This window comes from Cryobacterium sp. (assembly GCF_026786305.1).
Taxonomy (GTDB): Bacteria; Actinomycetota; Actinomycetes; order Actinomycetales; family Microbacteriaceae; genus Cryobacterium.
The window spans coordinates 1-18,601 of record NZ_JAJAYI010000069.1 but is presented as its reverse complement, the minus strand read 5'-3'; the positions used below and the strand labels follow the sequence as shown (position 1 = coordinate 18,601).

19 protein-coding genes are annotated in these 18,601 nt (G+C 65.4%); 2 read left to right on the top strand and 17 right to left on the bottom strand.

Features of this window, described 5'->3' with window-relative positions; all coding sequences use genetic code 11:
• Window positions 1–135 precede the first annotated feature (135 nt).
• Complete coding sequence (locus LH475_RS08030; protein ID WP_297413323.1) at window positions 136–813, bottom strand: TetR/AcrR family transcriptional regulator; 678 nt, start codon at window positions 811–813, stop codon at window positions 136–138.
• Window positions 814–960: 147 nt separating this feature from the next.
• Here LH475_RS08030 and LH475_RS08025 point away from each other — a divergent pair, with 147 nt between their 5' ends.
• Window positions 961–1,983: a phosphatase domain-containing protein gene (locus tag LH475_RS08025; RefSeq protein WP_196843877.1), complete on the top strand. Its 1,023-nt coding sequence runs from the start codon at window positions 961–963 to the stop codon at window positions 1,981–1,983.
• 137 nt (window positions 1,984–2,120) lie between these two features.
• On the opposite strand, the gene LH475_RS08020 is transcribed toward LH475_RS08025, so the two are convergent.
• The 7 genes from LH475_RS08020 to hisD all read right to left on the bottom strand — a co-directional run bounded on the left by LH475_RS08020 (window position 2,121) and on the right by hisD (window position 8,968).
• Window positions 2,121–2,930 (bottom strand): ABC transporter permease subunit, encoded by an 810-nt coding sequence (locus LH475_RS08020; protein WP_196843798.1) that lies wholly within the window; start codon window positions 2,928–2,930, stop codon window positions 2,121–2,123.
• Window positions 2,927–3,739 carry an ABC transporter permease subunit gene (locus tag LH475_RS08015; protein WP_297413320.1) on the bottom strand — a complete coding sequence of 271 codons (813 nt, stop codon included), beginning with the start codon at window positions 3,737–3,739 and terminating at the stop codon, window positions 2,927–2,929. Before LH475_RS08015 ends, LH475_RS08020 begins: the two co-directional genes overlap by 4 nt.
• On the bottom strand, window positions 3,736–4,548 hold the full coding sequence (locus LH475_RS08010) for an ABC transporter ATP-binding protein (RefSeq protein ID WP_196843879.1): 813 nt from the start codon (window positions 4,546–4,548) through the stop codon (window positions 3,736–3,738). Before LH475_RS08010 ends, LH475_RS08015 begins: the two co-directional genes overlap by 4 nt.
• A gap of 153 nt (window positions 4,549–4,701) precedes the next feature.
• Window positions 4,702–5,742 (bottom strand): ABC transporter substrate-binding protein, encoded by a 1,041-nt coding sequence (locus LH475_RS08005; protein ID WP_297413318.1) that lies wholly within the window; start codon window positions 5,740–5,742, stop codon window positions 4,702–4,704.
• 310 nt (window positions 5,743–6,052) lie between these two features.
• Window positions 6,053–7,090, bottom strand: coding sequence for a quinone-dependent dihydroorotate dehydrogenase (locus LH475_RS08000; RefSeq protein WP_297413316.1), 1,038 nt, complete (start codon window positions 7,088–7,090; stop codon window positions 6,053–6,055).
• A 6-nt stretch (window positions 7,091–7,096) separates the two neighbouring features.
• Window positions 7,097–7,627, bottom strand: coding sequence for a transcriptional regulator NrdR (gene nrdR, locus LH475_RS07995; RefSeq protein ID WP_196843801.1), 531 nt, complete (start codon window positions 7,625–7,627; stop codon window positions 7,097–7,099).
• A gap of 12 nt (window positions 7,628–7,639) precedes the next feature.
• On the bottom strand, window positions 7,640–8,968 hold the full coding sequence (gene hisD, locus LH475_RS07990) for a histidinol dehydrogenase (protein WP_196843802.1): 1,329 nt from the start codon (window positions 8,966–8,968) through the stop codon (window positions 7,640–7,642).
• Between the two features lie 159 nt (window positions 8,969–9,127).
• On the opposite strand from hisD, the gene LH475_RS07985 reads away from it, so the two are divergent.
• Entirely contained in the window at window positions 9,128–9,649 is a 522-nt protein-coding gene (locus LH475_RS07985) for a flavin reductase family protein (RefSeq protein WP_366145592.1), read from the top strand.
• Window positions 9,650–9,715: 66 nt separating this feature from the next.
• Here the strand turns inward: LH475_RS07985 and LH475_RS07980 are convergent, their stop codons facing one another.
• The 9 genes from LH475_RS07980 to LH475_RS07940 form a co-directional block, all read right to left on the bottom strand.
• Window positions 9,716–10,525, bottom strand: coding sequence for a lysophospholipid acyltransferase family protein (locus tag LH475_RS07980; RefSeq protein ID WP_297413311.1), 810 nt, complete (start codon window positions 10,523–10,525; stop codon window positions 9,716–9,718).
• A gap of 64 nt (window positions 10,526–10,589) precedes the next feature.
• Window positions 10,590–14,120: a DNA polymerase III subunit alpha gene (gene dnaE / locus LH475_RS07975; RefSeq protein WP_297413309.1), complete on the bottom strand. Its 3,531-nt coding sequence runs from the start codon at window positions 14,118–14,120 to the stop codon at window positions 10,590–10,592.
• A gap of 48 nt (window positions 14,121–14,168) precedes the next feature.
• On the bottom strand, window positions 14,169–15,119 hold the full coding sequence (locus LH475_RS07970) for an RluA family pseudouridine synthase (RefSeq protein WP_297413307.1): 951 nt from the start codon (window positions 15,117–15,119) through the stop codon (window positions 14,169–14,171).
• Window positions 15,116–15,760, bottom strand: coding sequence for a signal peptidase II (gene lspA, locus LH475_RS07965; protein ID WP_297413305.1), 645 nt, complete (start codon window positions 15,758–15,760; stop codon window positions 15,116–15,118). Before lspA ends, LH475_RS07970 begins: the two co-directional genes overlap by 4 nt.
• Window positions 15,750–16,376, bottom strand: a complete 627-nt coding sequence (locus LH475_RS07960) for a DivIVA domain-containing protein (RefSeq protein WP_196843806.1) — start codon at window positions 16,374–16,376, stop codon at window positions 15,750–15,752. The genes lspA and LH475_RS07960 overlap by 11 nt, the downstream gene beginning before the upstream one ends.
• 157 nt (window positions 16,377–16,533) lie before the next feature.
• Window positions 16,534–16,827: a YggT family protein gene (locus LH475_RS07955; protein ID WP_196843807.1), complete on the bottom strand. Its 294-nt coding sequence runs from the start codon at window positions 16,825–16,827 to the stop codon at window positions 16,534–16,536.
• An 8-nt stretch (window positions 16,828–16,835) separates the two neighbouring features.
• Window positions 16,836–17,378, bottom strand: coding sequence for a cell division protein SepF (gene sepF, locus LH475_RS07950; protein ID WP_196843808.1), 543 nt, complete (start codon window positions 17,376–17,378; stop codon window positions 16,836–16,838).
• A 32-nt stretch (window positions 17,379–17,410) separates the two neighbouring features.
• Entirely contained in the window at window positions 17,411–18,118 is a 708-nt protein-coding gene (locus LH475_RS07945) for a YggS family pyridoxal phosphate-dependent enzyme (RefSeq protein WP_297413302.1), read from the bottom strand.
• A 92-nt stretch (window positions 18,119–18,210) separates the two neighbouring features.
• Window positions 18,211–18,453 carry a hypothetical protein gene (locus LH475_RS07940; protein ID WP_297413300.1) on the bottom strand — a complete coding sequence of 81 codons (243 nt, stop codon included), beginning with the start codon at window positions 18,451–18,453 and terminating at the stop codon, window positions 18,211–18,213.
• Between the last annotated feature and the right edge of the window lie 148 nt (window positions 18,454–18,601).

The window sequence follows — 18,601 nt, the reverse complement described above, 5'->3', positions numbered from 1 at the left end:
GACAGGCAAAACAGATTGCGTAAAAAGGATTCATCCCGGAGCGAACGAGCAAAACTGACGCACCAGCCAACGCCACCCACAGAGCCGGGCAACCCATCGGGTCGACCGGCTCGCAGTGGAGGGTACGGGCGGACGCTACGACGCAGTGGCGAGAAAACTGAGCGCCTGCGGGCTGTAATAGCGGTCGAGGTAGTCGCGCAACACCAGACGGCACTCGGCGATAAAGCGCTCATCACCGACCGGGTCGGTGTGAAAAGCACGGGCGAGTAGTGCGTCGGCCATCTCGACGGCGACCTCGAGTCGAAAGATCAGTTCCTCGCCGGCCGGCAGGTCGAACTCGTTCACGAGAACATCGGCGAGGCGTTGGGCGAAGAAATCGGCATCCGCCACGGCGTCAACGGCGGGAGCGCCGTCGCGGTCGTCGAAGTTCACGATGCGAAAGCCGGGCTCGGAGCGGTACAGGCCGACAAAGGCGGTCACAACGCAGTCCACAGCGTCCCACCAGCAGCTGAGGGTGCTGGCACTGAGCTCGTCGACGACACGCTGCCGAAAGCGCACCACGGCGCGCTCGTGCAGCGCGTGCAGAACGGCCACCCGGTCTGGGTAGTAGCGGTACACCGTGCCGATGGAGGCACCAGCACGGTCCGCGATCATCGCGGTCGTGATGCGGTCGAAACCGACCTCGTCCACAACGGCGGCAGCTGCATCGAGCAAACCGGACAGTCGTGCAGCGCTGCGCTGCTGAATCGGCTCGGTGCGCACCTGTTGCAGTGCTACACCGGTCTCTTCACCCAATAGGCCACCTAGCGACATTTCTCCCCCTTGAATATAAATCACCATCCTATTGGGTAAAACCCCATTCCCACAGCCCTGATCGGGGATGCACAGCAAACATGGCAGAATGGGGGGGTGCCACAGTCCCCAGACGCCTCGCCGAGTGCGCCCAGTCCCGAGCGGATCATGCACCGCGCAGCCCGCATCGAGGACTGGCTCCACGACCGCCGCGAACACTCCGCACGTCGTCGCGGCTATCAGCCCACCGTCATCCCGTACACCGGTTACGGCTCGACGGCGTGGGTTCGCATTCTCTGCCGGGTACTCCTGACCAAACCGATCAAGCCCGACAAGCGCCAGAAGCGCCCCCGACCGGATGGCCTTGACCCCGGCATTCGCGGCTGGCGCAGCTTCACGAGCGTGCCCGTGAACGACGTGACCGTCACGATAGAGATCGACGGACAGAGGCATCACGTACAGGCTGACCGCGGCGGCGTCGTTGACACCGTCGTTCCGGCATCACTGCCCGCCGGTTGGCACGTGGCCCGACTGCACACCGAATTCTCGGACGTGGCCGAAGCCCCGCTGTTCATCGTGGCGCCCACGGTCGGCTACGGCGTCGTCTCCGACGTCGACGACACGGTGATGGTCACCACGCTCCCGCGCCCGCTGTTGGCCGCCTGGAACACATTTGTGCTCGACGAGCATGCCCGGGTGCCGACCCCAGGGATGGCCGTGTTTCTGGAACGACTGGCGTCGTTCACCCCCGGCGCCCCGGTCATCTATCTCTCCACCGGCGCCTGGAACGTGGCCCCCACCCTGTCACGCTTTCTGTCCCGCAACCTCTACCCGGCCGGGGCACTGCTGCTGACCGATTGGGGCCCCACCCACGACCGCTGGTTCCGCAGTGGCAGCGCGCACAAACGTGACAACCTGCGTCGGCTCGCCGAGCAGTTTCCGCACATGCGCTGGATTCTCATCGGCGACGACGGCCAGCACGACGAGGCCATCTACAGCGACTTTCAGCGTGACTATCCGGGTAGTGTCGCAGCCGTGGCCATCCGTCAGCTCTCCCCGAGCGAAGCGGTGCTCGCCGGTGGGCGCTCGCGCGACGCCGTCTTGATCGAGGGCGGCCCGGAAGGCCCCTGGGTCTACGGGCCAGACGGGTCGAGCCTGGCCAATCAACTGGCCGAGCACGGGCTGCTGTAGCCCGACTGATTTACAGCACCGCTGAACGACAGCCCCACTGAATTCCAGCCCCACGGAATTAGAGCCCCCCGGAACTACAGCCTTACTGCGGGCTGCGACCGGGCAGTGACAGGGCGGTGCGTCAGCTCATCCAGGCGTCAGCTCGCGGTGCTCTGCTCCATGCCCATGCGACGCAGCACCAGGTTCTCGCCTACCTGGGCCAGGCCGTAGAGTGCGAGGGAGACGATGGTGATCACCACGACCGACGCCCACACCTCGGAGTTCTGCACCTTGGCGACAGCGGCGACAATCGAGTTACCGAGGCCCTGACCGGTCGTGAGCCATTCGGCCAGCAGCGCGCCGGTGATGGCCCCCGGCACCGAGATCTTCACAGCGGCGAAGAACGACGGCAACGAAGTAGGCAGCGCCACCTTGCGCAGGGTCGTCACGGCGCTGCCGCCGTAGACGGTGATCACATCGCTGATCTGCGGCGACGAGGAACGGAGTCCGAACGCAATGTTCACGAGCGCCGGAAACAGCACGACGATGGCACCCATCACCACGGCGGTCGTGAGTCCGCGCCCGGTGATGAGACTGATGACGGGCACGAGGGCCACCAGGGGCACCGAACGCAACAACAGAGCAATGGGCATGAGGGCATGTTCGATGCCCCGCACCAGGTTGAAGGCCACCGCAAGCACCAGGGCACAGGTGAGACCGGCGATGAAACCGAGTAGGGCATCGTTCAGGGTCACCAGGAGGTTGCTGAGGATCAGGGCGCGATTATCGGCCGCTTCGGGAACGCTGGCGAGCCACGTCCAGACGTCAAGGGGACCCTTGGCCAGGAAGGGCGATACGTCCAGCAGCAGCAGCAGTCCCTGCCAGGCGACCAGCACGAGTGCGAGGGTGATGAGCCCGGTCAGCAGACCGCGGGTCACGGTCACGAGCGCCACCCGTGCAAAGCTCATCGGCCGCTCCGTCCGGTAGTCCACGGCGTCGCAAAACGCAGGATGACAGCAAAGATCGCGTACCCGAGGCCCGCGGTGACACCGGCGACGAGCGCGAGACTCCACACCCGGTCGACGTTGGCCGTTGAACCGGCCACGAGCATGGCAATGCCCAGGCCACGGCTGACTCCGCCGAGGTACTCCCCCAGAATGGCACCGATGAAGGCGGCCGGCGCGGCGACCTGCAGCGCCGTCAACACGCTGGGCAGACCGGCGATCAGGCGCACCTTACGCAGTTGGGTGAACGTGCTGCCGCCATAGACCGTGATGAGATCAAGGCTCGCGCCATCCGCTGCTCTAAGGCCAACGAGCGAGCCGATCACGGTCGTGAAAAATACCGACATGGCAGCGAGAAAGACCGCCGTTCCCGCCGGGTCGCCCGCGCTCGGCGCCCCGATCACGATGTAGGCGATCGGGCCGATGGCAACGATCGGAACACAGTAGGTGATCACGGCGATCTGCATCGCGATCCTCTCGATGCGCGGCAGCAGCAGCACGACGGCCGCGAGGGCCAGGGCGAGCCCGTTCCCCCAGGCAAAGCCGATGAGCGCTTCGAGCATGGTGACACTGACGTGGGGCAGGTAGAACGCGGGTCCATCGCTCCCGAGCTGCATGAGCACATCGAGCGGGGTCGGCACAGCCCCGCCGGGCAGGGAGCCGACCTCGGCAAAGACGGTGACGGCGCCGATCCACCACAGCGCAATGACGATCGCGCCCCCGATCAGGCCGGTCGCCCAGGCGGGCAGGGCGCGCAGCGAGCTTCGGATCACCGTTCGTCGCCCCCCACGGCGACACCGCTGAAGAGCAGGTCGGAGGCGCGGTCATGCAGTGCATGAAATTCGGGCGAACGCATCATCTCGGGCAACCGGGGCCGCGGAAGGTCGACGTCGATGACTTCGTGGACCCGGCCGGGGCGCGCGCTCATGACCGCGACGTGGTCGGAGAGGAAGATGGCTTCGGCGATGCCGTGGGTGACCATGAGGGTCGTGGCCGGCTTCTGCGTCCAGATGCGCAACAACTCGAGGTTGAGCCGCTGGCGGGTCATGTCGTCGAGGGCTCCGAAGGGTTCGTCGAGCAGCAGCACCGAGGGCTTGAGCACGAGCGATCGGGCGATGGACACGCGCTGTTTCATGCCACCGGAGAGCTGCGCCGGTTTGGCCTTCTCGAAGCCCTGCAGACCCACGAGGGCGATCAACTCGTCGATATAGGCGTCGTCGACAGGAATGCGAGCGACTTCAAACGGGAGACGAATGTTCGAGCGCACGCTGCGCCAGGGCAGGAGGGCGGAATCCTGAAAGGCAATGCCGAGTTGGTGCCCGCGACGCAGTTCCTGCGGGCTCTTGCCATCGACCCGGGTCGTGCCGCTCGTGGGGTGCTCCAGGCCGGCCAGAATGCGAAGAATGGTCGATTTTCCGCAGCCGGACGGTCCGAGCAACGAGAGAAAACTACCCTTTTCGGTGTGCAGATTGGCGTCGTCGAGGGCGACGACTTCTTTACGCCCCACGGCGAAGACCTTGTGCAACTGGGAGATATGCAGGCCGGTGCCCGCAGTTGCGCCGCTGGCCCCGTCATTCGCCACCGAATCACGAACACCGGCATCAGCACTGCTCACGTGGGACGCTCCTTAGCGATGGCATAACTGGGGTGGATTGCAGGGTTAGGTGCCTATTTTACGTACAGGTCGGGCATCCGCTGGAACGCTGGCACGTTCCCCCGGATGCCCACCCGGCTGCTACTTGCTGTAGGCGAGCAGGTCCGGGTTCTCGGCGTAGACCTCTGTGAGCAGGCTCATGTCGAACAGCTGGCTCGCCGTGATCGTCAGGCCGGTCGCCTTGAGCGTGTCGATGCTCTGCTGCTGCAACTCTGTGCTGATCGTGAACAGGCCGTTGGCCAGCGTGTCCGCGCTCACAATGAGGTCGCTGGACTGAATCTCGGCCTGGCGGGTCTCCTTGTCGATGGTGAGGTCGAAGGTGGGTCCATAGGTGTCGACGGTGAGTTTCGCCGCTGCATCCGGGTCGTTGATCGCGTCGGTCCAACCGCGAATCTCGGCAACGAGGAGGGCTTTGAGCTTCTCCCGGTCGTTCTTGATCGCGTCGTCGGTGACCGTGAGTGTCTCGGCCACGAACGGCAGGCCGAAGTCGGCCAGCGGCAGGTTGACCGGGCCCAGTCCGAGCAGCTCGGCATCGATGGATTCATTGGTCAGGTAGGAGAACCAGCCGTCCACCTCGCCGTTGAACAACGGCGTCGGGTCGTACTGCACCGGAAGGGTGGTCAGTGAGCTCTCGTCGATATTGTTGATCTTGAGGAAGGCTTCCCACAGGCTCAGGTTGCTCGCCTGAACGCCGATGGTCTTGCCCTTCAGATCGTCGAGAGTGGCGATGTTGCCCTTGTCGGCGAGAGACAGAATGGTGAAGGGGTTCTTCTGATACGTGGCACCGATGATCTTCAACGGCGCACCCTCGTTGGCAATGATGGTTCCGGTGGAAATCGCATTGCCGATGCCCATGTCGACGTTGCCGGAGATGACGGCCGCTTCGATCGAGGCCGGCCCCTCAACCATGTCAACGGAGTCGAAGCCGGCCTGGGTGAAGTAGCCGTTCTTGTCGGCGAGGTACTCGCCCATGAATTCTGCGTTCTTGATCCAGCTGAACTGAATGCTGGCGTCACCGAACGATGCCGCCGCGCCGGCCGACGCCGCCGGGCTCGCGTCATCGCCGCTCGCGCACGCGGCGAGCGAGAATGCCAGAACCGCAGCGACCGTGACGCCGCGCACCAACCGCCTTGCCGATCGAGAAGTGAAAGAGCCTCTGGATGGTGTCATTGCAAGAATTCCTCTCGAGGGTGCAAGGGCGCTGTAGGAATACAGCTGCTGTCGTTAACAAGCGCTGTGCTCAGGGTTGAAATCCGGGCCGTGATAGAGCCCAGAAGGAGCAGTGTAGGCGTGTCATATATCAATTCCAGTTCGATTTTGTTTCGAACGGATGTCCAGAAGGGGAGGACACCCTTCGCCAGACCCGCGCAACATCTGTGAGCTCGACGCAGCGGGTGCGCCGAATGGGCGGCATCGGGTAAATGACCGGGTGCTAACCGGTTACCGCCAGGATGCGGTCGAGGCCACGGTTGACCTGACGGGCCCAGAGTGGGCCGCGGTAGAGGAACGCCGTGTAGCCCTGCACCAGGGTTGCTCCGCCCGCGAGACGCTCGGCCACCTGGGCGGCCGTGTCCACCCCACCGACGGAAATGACGCAGAACTCGGGCGGCACGACGGCGCGAATCTGCAGCAGAATGGCGAGCGAACGGGCGTGCAGCGGAGCGCCGGACAGGCCGCCGGCTCCGGCGGCCTCGATGGTAGCGGCATCCGTTCGCAACCCGGTGCGGGAAATCGTGGTGTTGGTGGCGATGATGCCGTCGAGGCCGAGTTCGACGGCGAGGGTGGCAATGCGTACGACTTCGGCATCGTCGAGGTCGGGGGCGATCTTGACGAGCAACGGGGTGGCGCCGGCGGCACGCTTGACGGTGGTCAGTAGCGGGGCGAGCTGGTCGAGCTCCTGCAGTCCGCGCAGGCCCGGCGTGTTGGGTGAGCTCACGTTGACCACGAGATAGTCGGCGAGGGCGGCGAGGGTCTCAGCGCTTCGCAGATAGTCGGCCGTCGCGTCCCCGACGGCGGTGACGCGGCTCTTGCCGATGTTGATGCCGAGCACTGGGCGGCCGGCGACGGCACGCACCCGGGTCAGACGGGCGACGGCTGCGGCGGCGCCCTGGTTGTTGAAGCCCATTCGATTGATGACCGCGCGGTCGGCCACGAGCCGAAACAGGCGGGGTTTCGGGTTGCCGGGTTGAGCGACGGCGGTGAGCGTGCCGACCTCCACGTGCCCGAACCCGAGCTGGCCGAGGCCGAGCACGGCCTCACCGTCCTTGTCGAAACCGGCCGCGACGCCGAACGGTGACGTGAAGTGCAGGCCGAGGGTGTTCACGCCGAGGTCGGTGCGAGGACGAGTGAATCGGTGCACGAGGCGGCCGAGTCCGAGGTTCGGCAGCAGCCGAATGACGGTGAAGGCGAGGAGGTGGGCGCGCTCGGGATCCATCCGGGCGAGCACGAGTTTGAAGAGCAGCGGATACATCGGGCCCTATGGTTTGTTGGAAGTGGGGGGGGCTGTGCCGACCGATGCCTGGCCGGCATCCGCTCCGGCACCCGGGATTTTCGAGCGCGCCGTGTGCTCGGTGCGCAGCTGGATGATGGCGCTCTCAAAATCGTCGAGTGAGTCAAAGCCCTGGTAGACGCTCGCGAATCGCAAATAAGCGACCTCGTCGAGGTCACGCAGCGGCGGCAGAATGGCCAGGCCGACGTCGTTGGCATCGACCTGGGAGGCACCGGTCTGGCGGACGGTTTCCTCGACTTTCTGGGCCAGCATGGCGAGGTCGGAGTCGGTGACCGGGCGTCCCTGGCAGGCTTTACGCACGCCGGAGACGATCTTCTCGCGGCTGAACGGTTCGACCACGCCGCTGCGCTTGATGATGTTCAGGCTCGCCGTCTCGGTGGTGCTGAAGCGGCGGCCGCATTCGGGGCACTGCCGGCGGCGCCGAATCGACAGTCCGTCGTCGCTCGTACGCGAGTCGACGACTCGGGAATCGGGGTGACGACAGAACGGGCAAAACATGGTGGTCCCAGCCTAGCGGTCGGCTGTGAAGCGAGCGGTCTCGAACCGGGCAGCCACGGCGTCTCCGTGCGCTGGCAGCGCCTCGGCGTTGGACAGCGCCGCGATGTGATCGGCGACAGCTTCCAGCGCCTGGCGGCTATACCGCACGACCTGCTGCGGCCGCAGAAACGTGTAGGCGCCGAGGCCCGACGAGAACCGGGCCTGTCCGCCGGTCGGCAGCACATGGTTGGATCCGGCGACATAGTCACCGAGGCTCACCGGCGAGTAGGGGCCGAGAAAAATCGCTCCGGCGTTCTCGATCTGCTCGAGCACGGCGTCGGGATCGCTCGTCTGAATCTCGAGGTGCTCCGGTCCGAAGGCGTTGCTGAACGCGGCCGCGACCTGGAGGTTGTCGACGAGCACGATCGCCGACTGGCGGCCACCCAACGCTGCGGTCACCCGTTCGCTGTGGGTCGTCGATGCCGCCAGCACGGCCAGACGGGCCTCGACGGCCCCCGCGAGTTCGGCGGAATCGGTCACGAGCACGGCCGCGGCGAGTTCGTCGTGCTCGGCCTGGCTGACCAGGTCAGCGGCGACGAGCAGCGGGTCGGCGGCGGCATCGGCGATCACGAGGATGTCGGTGGGGCCGGCCTCGGAGTCGATACCGGCCTGCCCGCGAATGAGCCGCTTGGCGGCGGCGACGTAAACGTTGCCGGGGCCGGTGACAATTTGCACCGGCTCCAGGCCGATGTCTTCAACACCGTAGGCGAGGGCACCGATAGCACCGGCGCCGCCCATCGCGTAGATCTCGTCCACCCCGAGCAGGCCGGCGGCGGCGAGGATGGTCGGGTGCACGCGGCCGTCGAAGTGGCTTTGCGGCGGCGAAGCGAGGGCGATCGAGCGCACGCCAGAGACCTGCGCGGGCACGACGTTCATCACGACGCTCGAGGGGTAGACGGCCTTACCAGCGGGAACGTACAGTCCGACCCGGTTCACCGGCTGCCAGCGTTGGGTGACGGTGGCTCCGGCCTCGATCGTGGTCGTCGCGTGCGGCGGCACCTGCGCGGCGCTGGCCAGGCGCACCCGGCGAATGGTTTCGCTGATGGCCATGCTTACGGCCGGGTCGAGCCCGGCGACCGCGTCGGCAATGTGGCTCGCCGGAACTCGCACCTGGCCCGGGCGCACCCGGTCGAGGCGTTCAGCCTGGTCGAGCAGGGCCGCCCCGCCGCGCGCTCGCACATCGGCGATCAGCTCGGCCGCGATGTCGGCGGCGACGGCAACGCTGGTGAGGGCGCGCGGAACGGAAGCCAGAAGCGCGGCCGGTGTCGGCTCGCTCCCGCGAAGGTCAATAGTCTGGATCATCGTACCCAGCCTATCCGTCAACACGACGTAACAATCAGCGCGCGGCAATAGGCTGATGCTGAAACAGATTGTTGGTTGAGTATGCAAAGCAACGTTGAACCCCCCGTGACTATTCGGCCTGTGACGAGCCCGCCCCTGGCTACTCGCCCCACGACTACCCTGCCCGCCAGCCCGCCGCTCGCCCCCGACCCCCATGCCCCCGATGACCTCGCAGCGTTCAAACACGCGTTTCGCCGTCATGCCGCCGGGGTCGCCGTGATCACGACGCTCGCGCCCGCCGGCGCCCCGGTCGGCTTCACGGCCACCTCCCTGGCGTCGCTCTCCGCGGTTCCACCGCTCGCGACGTTCAACATGGCCCGGTCGGCGAGCTCCTGGGCCGCGATCGCCGTCGCCGACCGCGTGGTCATTCACATGATGGGTTCCCACAACCGGGCAGTCGCCGAAAAACTCGCCGGCCCGCACGCCGATCGCTTCGTGGGTGAGCACTGGCAGCCGGGGCCGTACGGACTCCCCGTGCTGACCGGCGTGACCAGCTGGATGGTCGGTCGCATCGTCGAACGGGTCTCGGTGCACAACAACGCCGTCGTGGTCGTGCAGATCGAGGGCGGCGGCATGGGCACCGACGATGAAGCCCTGCTGTACCACGAGCGCACCTATCGGGTTCCGGGCGTCGCCATCTAAGCCATCGTTCCCGGCCCAACTTCTCATCGTCGATGAGCCGATGGGTGCGGCATCCTGCTTCAGCTGCTACGAGTTCTTCTTTGCGGTCTTCAACCGCTCAGCGTTGAACTTTTCAGCGGCTTTGTGGCGCCGGCGTTCGGCCTCAAGGACCGCGGCCGCAGCCGGTGTGGGCGCGGTTCCGCCGAGATGCGCCGGCTGCCACCACTGGCCGGTGCCGGCAACGGGATACTCCTTCTGCACCGCATCAACGAGGTCCTGCAGCGTGTCGTGGAGCGCCAACGTGGCTGCCGCGACACCGGCGTTGGCAGCGTCACCAGCATTCGCGTGAAACGGCTCCCCACAGCGGATGCTGACCGGCACATCGAGCCGTTCCCGTAGCGTCGACCGGTGGTTCTTGGTCATCAGCCGATGCCCGCCCCACACTGCGACCGGAATGATCGGCACGTTCGCGGCCAGCGCCATGCGCACCGCACCGGTCTTCAGCTCTCGCACCGTGAACGAGGCGTTGACGCCGCCCTCGGGGAACACGCCGAGCAGCTCACCGGTGCGCAGTGCAGCAACGGCCTGGGCGTAGGCCTCGTGGCCACTCTCCATGTCGACCGAAATGTGCTTCATGCCGCGCAACAGGCGCCCGACCAGCGGCTGGTCAAAGGCACCCTTCTTAGCCATGAAACGAATGTGCCGGCGATTGTGCCGCCAGGTGACCCACTCGACCAGTGCGAAGTCCAGGTAGCCGAAGTGAGTGATCGCGAGCACCGCGCCGCCGGTGGCCGGCAGCTGCGCCAGCCCGGTCGTGGTCGGGCGCACCCGAAGAAGGGCGAACAAGGCGCGCCCGGCGCCGATAGCGGTCGAATAGATCGGCTCTCGCGTGTGCATGCTTTCAGCCTAGGCGGGCATCCTGACAGTGCACATCGATTCGACGCCGATCGATCGCCCCGGGTCAGGTCAGGCAGTTCGGGCCGAGAATACTCTTGAGTTCGCCGAACAGGTCGGCGCTCACCGTCACCCGGTGCGGCAGCTCAAATACCCGCGCCACGTCGCCCTTGACGAGCTTGAGCCGCACCTCGGCGTCGCCGGCGTGGCGCTTCAGAATCTCACCGAGCGCGCTCACGGTGTCGGTGGTCGCGCGGGGCTCCCCCACCGTGATCGAGACCAGACTCTGGTCGGAACCGTGGCCGAGCTCGGGCTGGAAGACGCTGAACGCGTGCAGGTTCATGCCGTCGTCCCGCAGGCTCACCCGACCGCGCACCACGACGACCGAGTCGCTGATCAGTTCGGGCGCGAACTCGAGGTAGGCCTTGCCCATGAACATCGCGGTGATCTCACCGCCGAAGTCCTCGACCTGGATCATGCCGTACTGGTTGCCCGATTTCTTGGCGATGCGATGCTGCACGCTCGTGATCAGGCCGGCCACGGTCACCGTGTCGCCGTCTTCGGTCGATTCCGACGCGATCAGGTCGGCGATCGTGGTGCTCGCGTGCTTGGCGAGCGGAATCTCCAGCCCGGCGAGCGGATGGTCGGACACGTACAGCCCGAGCATGTCGCGTTCGTAGGCGAGTTTCTCTTTCTTGCTCCACTCGGGTCGGTCGGGCACCTGCTCGGTGTCCTGAGGTTCGTCAAACAGGCTGTCGAAGTCGAACCCGATGTTGCCGTTGCTCTCCTCCCTTTTGATCTTGACGGCCGATTCGACGGCGGATTCGTGGATCTCGACCATACCGCGCCGGGTCGCACCGAGCGAGTCGAACGCCCCCGCCTTGACGAGCGATTCGATCGTGCGCTTGTTGGCTACCGGCAGCGGCACCTTGTGCAGAAAATCGTGAAACGACTCGAAGCGGCCCTTCTCCTCGCGGGCGCCGCGAATGGCCTCGACCACGTTGAAACCGACGTTGCGCACCGCGCCGAGACCGAAGCGAATGTCCGTGCCGACGGCTGCGAAGAAGCCGATCGACTCGTTCACATCGGGGGCCAGCACCCGGATCCCCATGCGGCGGCACTCGTTGAGGTAGAGCGCGAGCTTGTCACGGGAGTCGCCGACGCTCGTGAGCAGGGCCGCCATGTACTCGGCCGGGTAGACGGCTTTGAGGTACGCGGTCCAGTAGGAGAGCACCCCGTAGGCCGCCGAGTGGGCCTTGTTGAACGCGTAGTCGGAGAACGGCAGCAGAATGTTCCAGACCGTGGTGACGGCATCCATTGAATAGCCGCGGTCCTGCATGCCCTGGGAGAAGCCCTCGAACTGCTTGTCGAGCTCCGACTTCTTCTTTTTACCCATGGCGCGGCGCAGCAGGTCGGCCTCACCGAGCGAGAAGCCGGCGAGCTTCTGCGCGATCGACATGACCTGCTCCTGGTATACGATCAGGCCGTAGGTGTTGCCGATGACGTCCTTCAGGGGCTCTTCGAGCTCCTGATGAATCGGAATGATCTCCTGAACACCGGTTTTTCGCAGCGCATAGTTCGTGTGCGAGTTGGCGCCCATGGGCCCCGGGCGGTACAGGGCGATGACGGCCGAGATGTCTTCGAAGTTATCAGGCTTCATGAGCCGCAGCAGTGCCCGCATCGGCCCGCCGTCGAGCTGGAACACGCCGAGGGTGTCACCGCGCGCGAGCAATTCGTAGGCGGCGGGGTCGTCAAGCCCGAGGTCTTCGAGCACGGGCCGGTGGCCGCGGTTCACCGCGATGTTGTCGAGGGTGTCATCGATGATGGTGAGGTTACGCAACCCCAGAAAGTCCATCTTGATCAGTCCGAGGGCTTCGGAGGCCGGGTAATCGAATTGCGTGACGACCTGGCCATCCGCTTCACGCTTCATGATCGGAATGATGTCGATCAGGGGGTCGCTCGACATGATCACGCCGGCGGCGTGCACGCCCCACTGGCGTTTGAGGTTTTCCAGGCCGAGGGCGGTGTCGAAGACGGTGCGGGCCTCGGGATCGCTGTCGATTACCGCGCGAAAGTCGGCCGCTTCGCGGTAGCGCGGGTGATCCTTGTCGAACATACCGGTGAGGGGCACGTCCTTGCCCATGATCGCCGGCGGCATGGCCTTGGTCAGTTTGTCGCCCATGCCGAAGGGAAAGCCGAGCACCCGCGAGGCGTCCTTCAGGGCCTGCTTGGCCTTGATCGTGCCGTAGGTGACGATCTGCGCGACGCGTTCCTCGCCGTACTTCTCGGTGACGTACTTGATGACCTCACCGCGGCGACGCTCGTCGAAGTCGACGTCGAAGTCGGGCATGGAGACGCGGTCGGGGTTGAGAAAACGTTCGAAGATGAGTCCGTGCACGAGTGGGTCGAGGTCGGTGATGCCCATCGCATAGGCGACCATCGAGCCGGCACCGGAGCCACGACCCGGGCCAACCCGAATGCCCTGCTGCTTGGACCACATGATGAAATCGGCGACAACGAGAAAGTAGCCGGGAAAGCCCATCTGCACGATGATGCCGATTTCATAGTCGGCGCGCTTGCGGACGTCTGCGGGGATTCCCTTCGGGTAGCGTTTGGCCAGCCCGATCTCGTTCTCCTTGATGAACCAGCTCTCCTCGTTCTCGCCCTCGGGGCAGGGAAAGCGGGGCATGTAGTTGGCTTGGGTGTTGAACTCCACCTCACAGCGCTCGGCGATGAGTAGCGTGTTGTCGCATGATTCGGGGTGGTCGCGAAACAGGTGTCGCATTTGCGCTGCCGTTTTGAGGTAGAACTCGTTGGAGTCGAACTTGAACCGGTTGGGGTCGTCGAGGGTGGACGCCGACTGCACGCAGAGCAGGGCGGCGTGCGCGGTGGCGTCGTGCGCGTGCGTGTAGTGCAGGTCGTTGCTGGCCAGCAGCGGCAGGTCAAGTTCTTTCGCGAGCTTGAGCAGGTCGGTCATGGTTCGGCGTTCGATGTCGATGCCGTGGTCCATGATCTCGCAGAAGAAGTTCTCCTTGCCGAAGATGTCCTGAAAATCGCCGGCGGCCTTCTTGGCCTCCTCGTACTGGCCGAGGCGCAGGCGGGTCTGTACTTCGCCACCGACGCAGCCGGTCGTGCCGATCAGGCCCGTGGAGAACTGGCTGAGCAGTTCGCGATCCATTCTTGGTTTGAAGTAGTAGCCCTCAAGGCTCGCCTTCGACGACAGCCGGAACAGGTTGTGCATGCCCGCGGTGTTCTCGGAGAGCAGCGTCATGTGGGTGTACGAGCCGGCGCCACCGACGTCGTCCCGGTTTTGGCCGCTCGTGCCCCACCGCACCCGGGTCTTGTCGCGGCGGTCGGTACCGGGAGTGATGTACGCCTCCGTGCCGATGATGGGCTTGATGCCGGCGTCGGTCGCACTCTTCCAGAAGTCGAAGGCACCGAACACGTTGCCGTGGTCGGTGATCGCGACCGCCGGCATCCCCTGCTCCACCGCTGCTTCGATGAGGGGTTTCACCCGCGCTGCGCCGTCGAGCATGGAATATTCGCTGTGCACGTGCAGGTGGACGAACGAATCGGTGGCATTTACCGGGTTGCTCACAAGGACTCCGACGAGTTGATGTAACGGTTAGGGACGAGTCGGCCTCGGTCAGTCTCCGCGCAGCACCGCGAGGGCGTGGGTGAGATCGGCCGGATAGTCGGCGTTGTAGCTGACCCACTCATGACTGTCCGGGTGGGTGAAGGCCAGCTGTTTGGCGTGCAGCCACTGGCGTTTCAATCCGAGCCGGGCGGTGATCGACGGATCGGCGCCGTACATGGCGTCGCCGACACACGGGTGCCGTTGGGCGGTCATGTGCACGCGAATCTGGTGGGTGCGCCCGGTCTCGAGGTGCACCTCGAGAAGCGAGGCCGAGGGAAAAGCTTCGAGGGTCTCGTAGTGGGTGATCGAGTGCTTGCCGTCGGCCATGACCGCGAATTTCCAGTCCGACCGGGGGTGGCGGCCGATCGGCGCGTCGATGGTGCCGGTGAGAGGGTCGGGGTGGCCCTGCACCACGGTGTGGTAGATCTTCTCCACCTCGCGGTCGTGGAACGCCTTCTTGAGGGCGATATAGGCCGTCTCCGACTTCGCCACGACCATGAGACCGCTCGTGCCGACGTCGAGCCGGTGCACGATGCCGGCGCGTTCGGCCGCACCGGAGGTCGCGATGCGGTAGCCCGCGGCCGCGAGGGCGCCGGGAACGGTCGGACCGGTCCAGCCGACGCTCGGGTGGGCGGCGACCCCGGCAGGCTTGTTGATGACGACGATGCTTTCGTCGTCGTGCACGACGGTCAGGTCGGGAACAGCGATGGGGATGATGCGCACCGGCTGCTTGGGCTGCCAGGTGACTTCAATCCAGCTGCCGGCCCGCAAGCGGTCGGATTTGCCGACGACGGTGCCGTCGAGTACGACGCCTCCGGCCTCGGAGACCTCGGCGGCAAAGCTGCGAGAGAACCCGAACAGCTTGGCCAGTCCGGCGTCAACGCGCACGCCATCCACACCGTCCGGGAGGGGCAGAGATCGCCGCTCAGGGGGGATGGTCAGGGCGAGGGGACCGGTCACGGCAGGGCCTCGGCCCCGGGGGCCGGCCGGTCGCGGGTCGCAGCGTCGCGGGTGGATGTATCGGGGGTCACGGCGTCCGTTTGATCGAGGGGTGCTTCGAGGGCCGGCGTGGCGGTCTTGCTGACGGCCGAGACCTTGTTGCCATCGAGGCCGATGCCGCGGATGGTCAGAATCATGAAGATGACCATGCTGGTCACGATGGCCATGTCGGCGACGTTGTAGATGGCCGGCAACAGCCACGGAGTCGAGATGAAGTCGACGACGTGCCCGACCCCGAAGCCGGGTTCTCGCAGCAGGCGATCGGTCAGGTTACCGAGCACACCGCCGAGCAGCAGCCCGAAGACGAGACCCCAGGCCAGGGAGCGGATGCGTCGGGCTAACCAGACGATGAACACCACGACGACGGTGGCGATGATGGAGAAGATCCAGGTGGATCCGCTCGCGAGGGAGAACGCCGCGCCCGGGTTCCGAACAAAGTGCAGTTGCAGCACATCGTTCAGAACCCGAACCACGGAACCCTCCGCCATCGAGGCGACGACGAGGTACTTACTGAATTGATCGAGCGCGTAGACGCCCAGCGCGACGAGGGCTAGAACGATAAGCGCTCGCGAACGCTTCTTCGTTCGTGCCCTAGGCTCCAAAACCCTGGAAGCTGGGCTTCGGCGTGTTGCCGGCATCGGCCGTGGAGCCGACCGAACTTGCATCGAGGTCGTGCAGCTGACCCTCGATGTAGCTCTTGAGCTTCAGGCGGTACTCGCGCTCGAACGTGCGCAGTTCGTCGATCTTGCCTTCGAGCGTGGAACGCTCCTGGTCGAGCTTCTGCAGCTGAACGCGCTGTTGGGTCTCTACTTCGGCAATGACGCGTGCCGCGGTGGCGTGGCCTTCGGCGATCAGGGCGTCGCGCTTCTCGGCGCCTTCCTTCACGTGCTCTTCGTGCAGGCGGCGAGCCAGTTGCAGAAGGTTGGTCGTGCCGGCCGTCTCGTCGATCGGCGCGGCGGCAACGGCGGCAACCGGAGCGGCGACGGGTTCTACGGCCGCTACCGGCTCAGGCACCACGGCGGCGACCGAAGCGGACTCGGCTGCGGGCGCGGCATCAGAGCCGACCTGGCCGCGTAGTTCCTCGTTCTCCTTGGTCAGGCGACGCAGTTCGACTACGACCTCGTCGAGAAAGTCATCGACCTCATCCTGGTCGTAACCCTCACGAAACTTGGTCGACTGGAACCTTTTGTTGACTACATCTTCCGGAGTTAACGCCATGGCTTTCCACCCTCAAAACTTATATTTAATGTGAACATTTGACTGACTTGAACCGCTTGGTGACTCAAGTATTGGATTGATTACGGGCTGTCGACGAGCGAGTACAGGCTCACGGCGAACCAGTCATCCATTAAGAATACATGCCCCGGTCGGGCGATTACAGTAAGCCGGACAGAGACATGCCAATGATGCAGCACAGCATCGTCAGGGTGAAGCCGAAATCCAAAGCGATGGGCCCGATGCGAAGCGGCGGGATCAAGCGGCGGAAGAAACGTACCGGCGGATCGGTCAGCGTGTAGACGAACTCGACGACCACGAGCAGGAAGCCCTGCGGCCGCCACCCCCGGTTGACACCGCGCACGAGATCAATGATGAATCGACCCCAGAGCACGAGGAAGTACATGAAGAACAGGAAATAGAGAAGATTCCCCAGGATCGGTATACCAGTCACACTTGAGTCTAGCCTTGCGCGAAGAAGGAGCTGTCCTCTGCGCCCTCGTCGGTGGTGCTGTCGCCGGAGACGACGACGTGGGACGGCGAGAGCAGAAAGACCTTGGCAGTGACGCGCTCGATCTTGCCGTACAGCCCCTGCGACAGGCCGCTCGCGAAGTCGATGAGGCGGCGCGCATCGCCGTCACTCATCTGCGACAGGTTGATGATGACCGGGATGCCTTCGCGGAACGATTCGGCGATGATCTGGGCGTCTTTGTAGGCGCGCGGGTGAACCGTGAGAATTTCATTCATTTCAGACGCAGCCACATTCTGGGGGGTCGATGTCTTGCGCAGGGGGGTGACCGGTGCACGACCGGCAGAGTTCTGGGCCGCGTTGGCGTGGGCGGTATTGCCGTGCGGCGCATTGTCGTGCCCCCGTGCCGGAACGGCGGACACGTGGTTGGTGGAGCCGTTGTTGGCAGCACCCTGGGCACCGGCGGGTGCCTGGTACTCCAGCTCTTCGTCTGCCAGACCCAGGTAGACCATGGTTTTCTTGAGCGGGTTGGACATGTCGACCTCCGTGTTGGTTTGCTACTTCGAGATTAACCGAGCACCGGGCGATTGCCGGTGATTGCGGCGCCAATTCTTAGGTGTGTCGCCCCTTCGAGCACGGCCGCCGCGTAGTCCTGGCTCATACCCATGGACAGTGCGGTGGCCGTCGGCGCTTGTGTGCGAACCTGTTCGCCGAGTTCGCGCACGCGAGCGAAGGCCCGACGAGGTTCAGCACCGAGCGGAGCGACAGCCATGACCCCGAGCAGTTCGAGGCCCGGCGTGGCGAGAACACGCTCGACCAAGGCCGGCAGGTTCAGCGGATCCACGCCGCCGCGGGCCGCGTCATCGGTGAGGTTGACCTGAATAAAACAGTCGATGCTCGATTCCTCCGAGCCGAGCGCGGTCACCAGAGACTCACGATCGACCGAGTGGATGACGTCGGTGTAGGCGCGAACCTGGCGGGCCTTCTTGCCCTGCACCTGACCGACGAAATGCCAGGTGAGGTCGAGATCGGCGAGCAACGCAGCCTTGGACTGCGCTTCCTGGTGCCGGTTCTCCCCCACGTGGTGCACGCCGAGGGCATAGAGCGCTTCGATCAGTGACACCGGATGAAACTTGGTAACCACGATCATGGTGATGTCGGCCGGGTCGCGCCCGGCCTCGCGTGCGGCGTCGATAATGCCGTTGTGCACCGCGCCCAGACGGGAAGCCAGATCGCCCGGGGGCGTCTCGGAGGATGCCGCGTCATGAAGTGCCATGCTTATGCTGCTCTGTTCGTTACGTGCGGAGAAAACGATGCTTCCCGGGGTCGACACGACTGGCGTCGGCCCCGGGGCTGCTGGAACTCGACCTACTTGAGAAAGTCGGGGATATCCAGGTCGTCGGCCTCTTCTTCAAAGGCCGGGTCGGCCACGGTCACGCCGTTGGCGGCGTCGGAGCCGCCCCAGACGGAGGCGGCGAGCTCGCCATCACTGTAGCTGCCCGAGTCGGTCGCCGGGGCTCCCTTGGCTCTGCCAGCGGATGCTGTCGCACCGGCCATGGCCGAACCGGCACCGGCCGCAATTCCCGCAGCGACGAGGTCGGCACGCCGCACCTCGACCGCTTTGGCGCCGGGCTCGGGGGCCGCGGCGCCCGGGGGCGGGGCGGGGGCCCCCGCCCCCGCACCCACCGGGGGGGGGGGGGGGGGGCCGGCGCAGGTGGGGGGGGTGGGGGGGGGCGGGGGGGGGGCGCGGCGGGGCGGG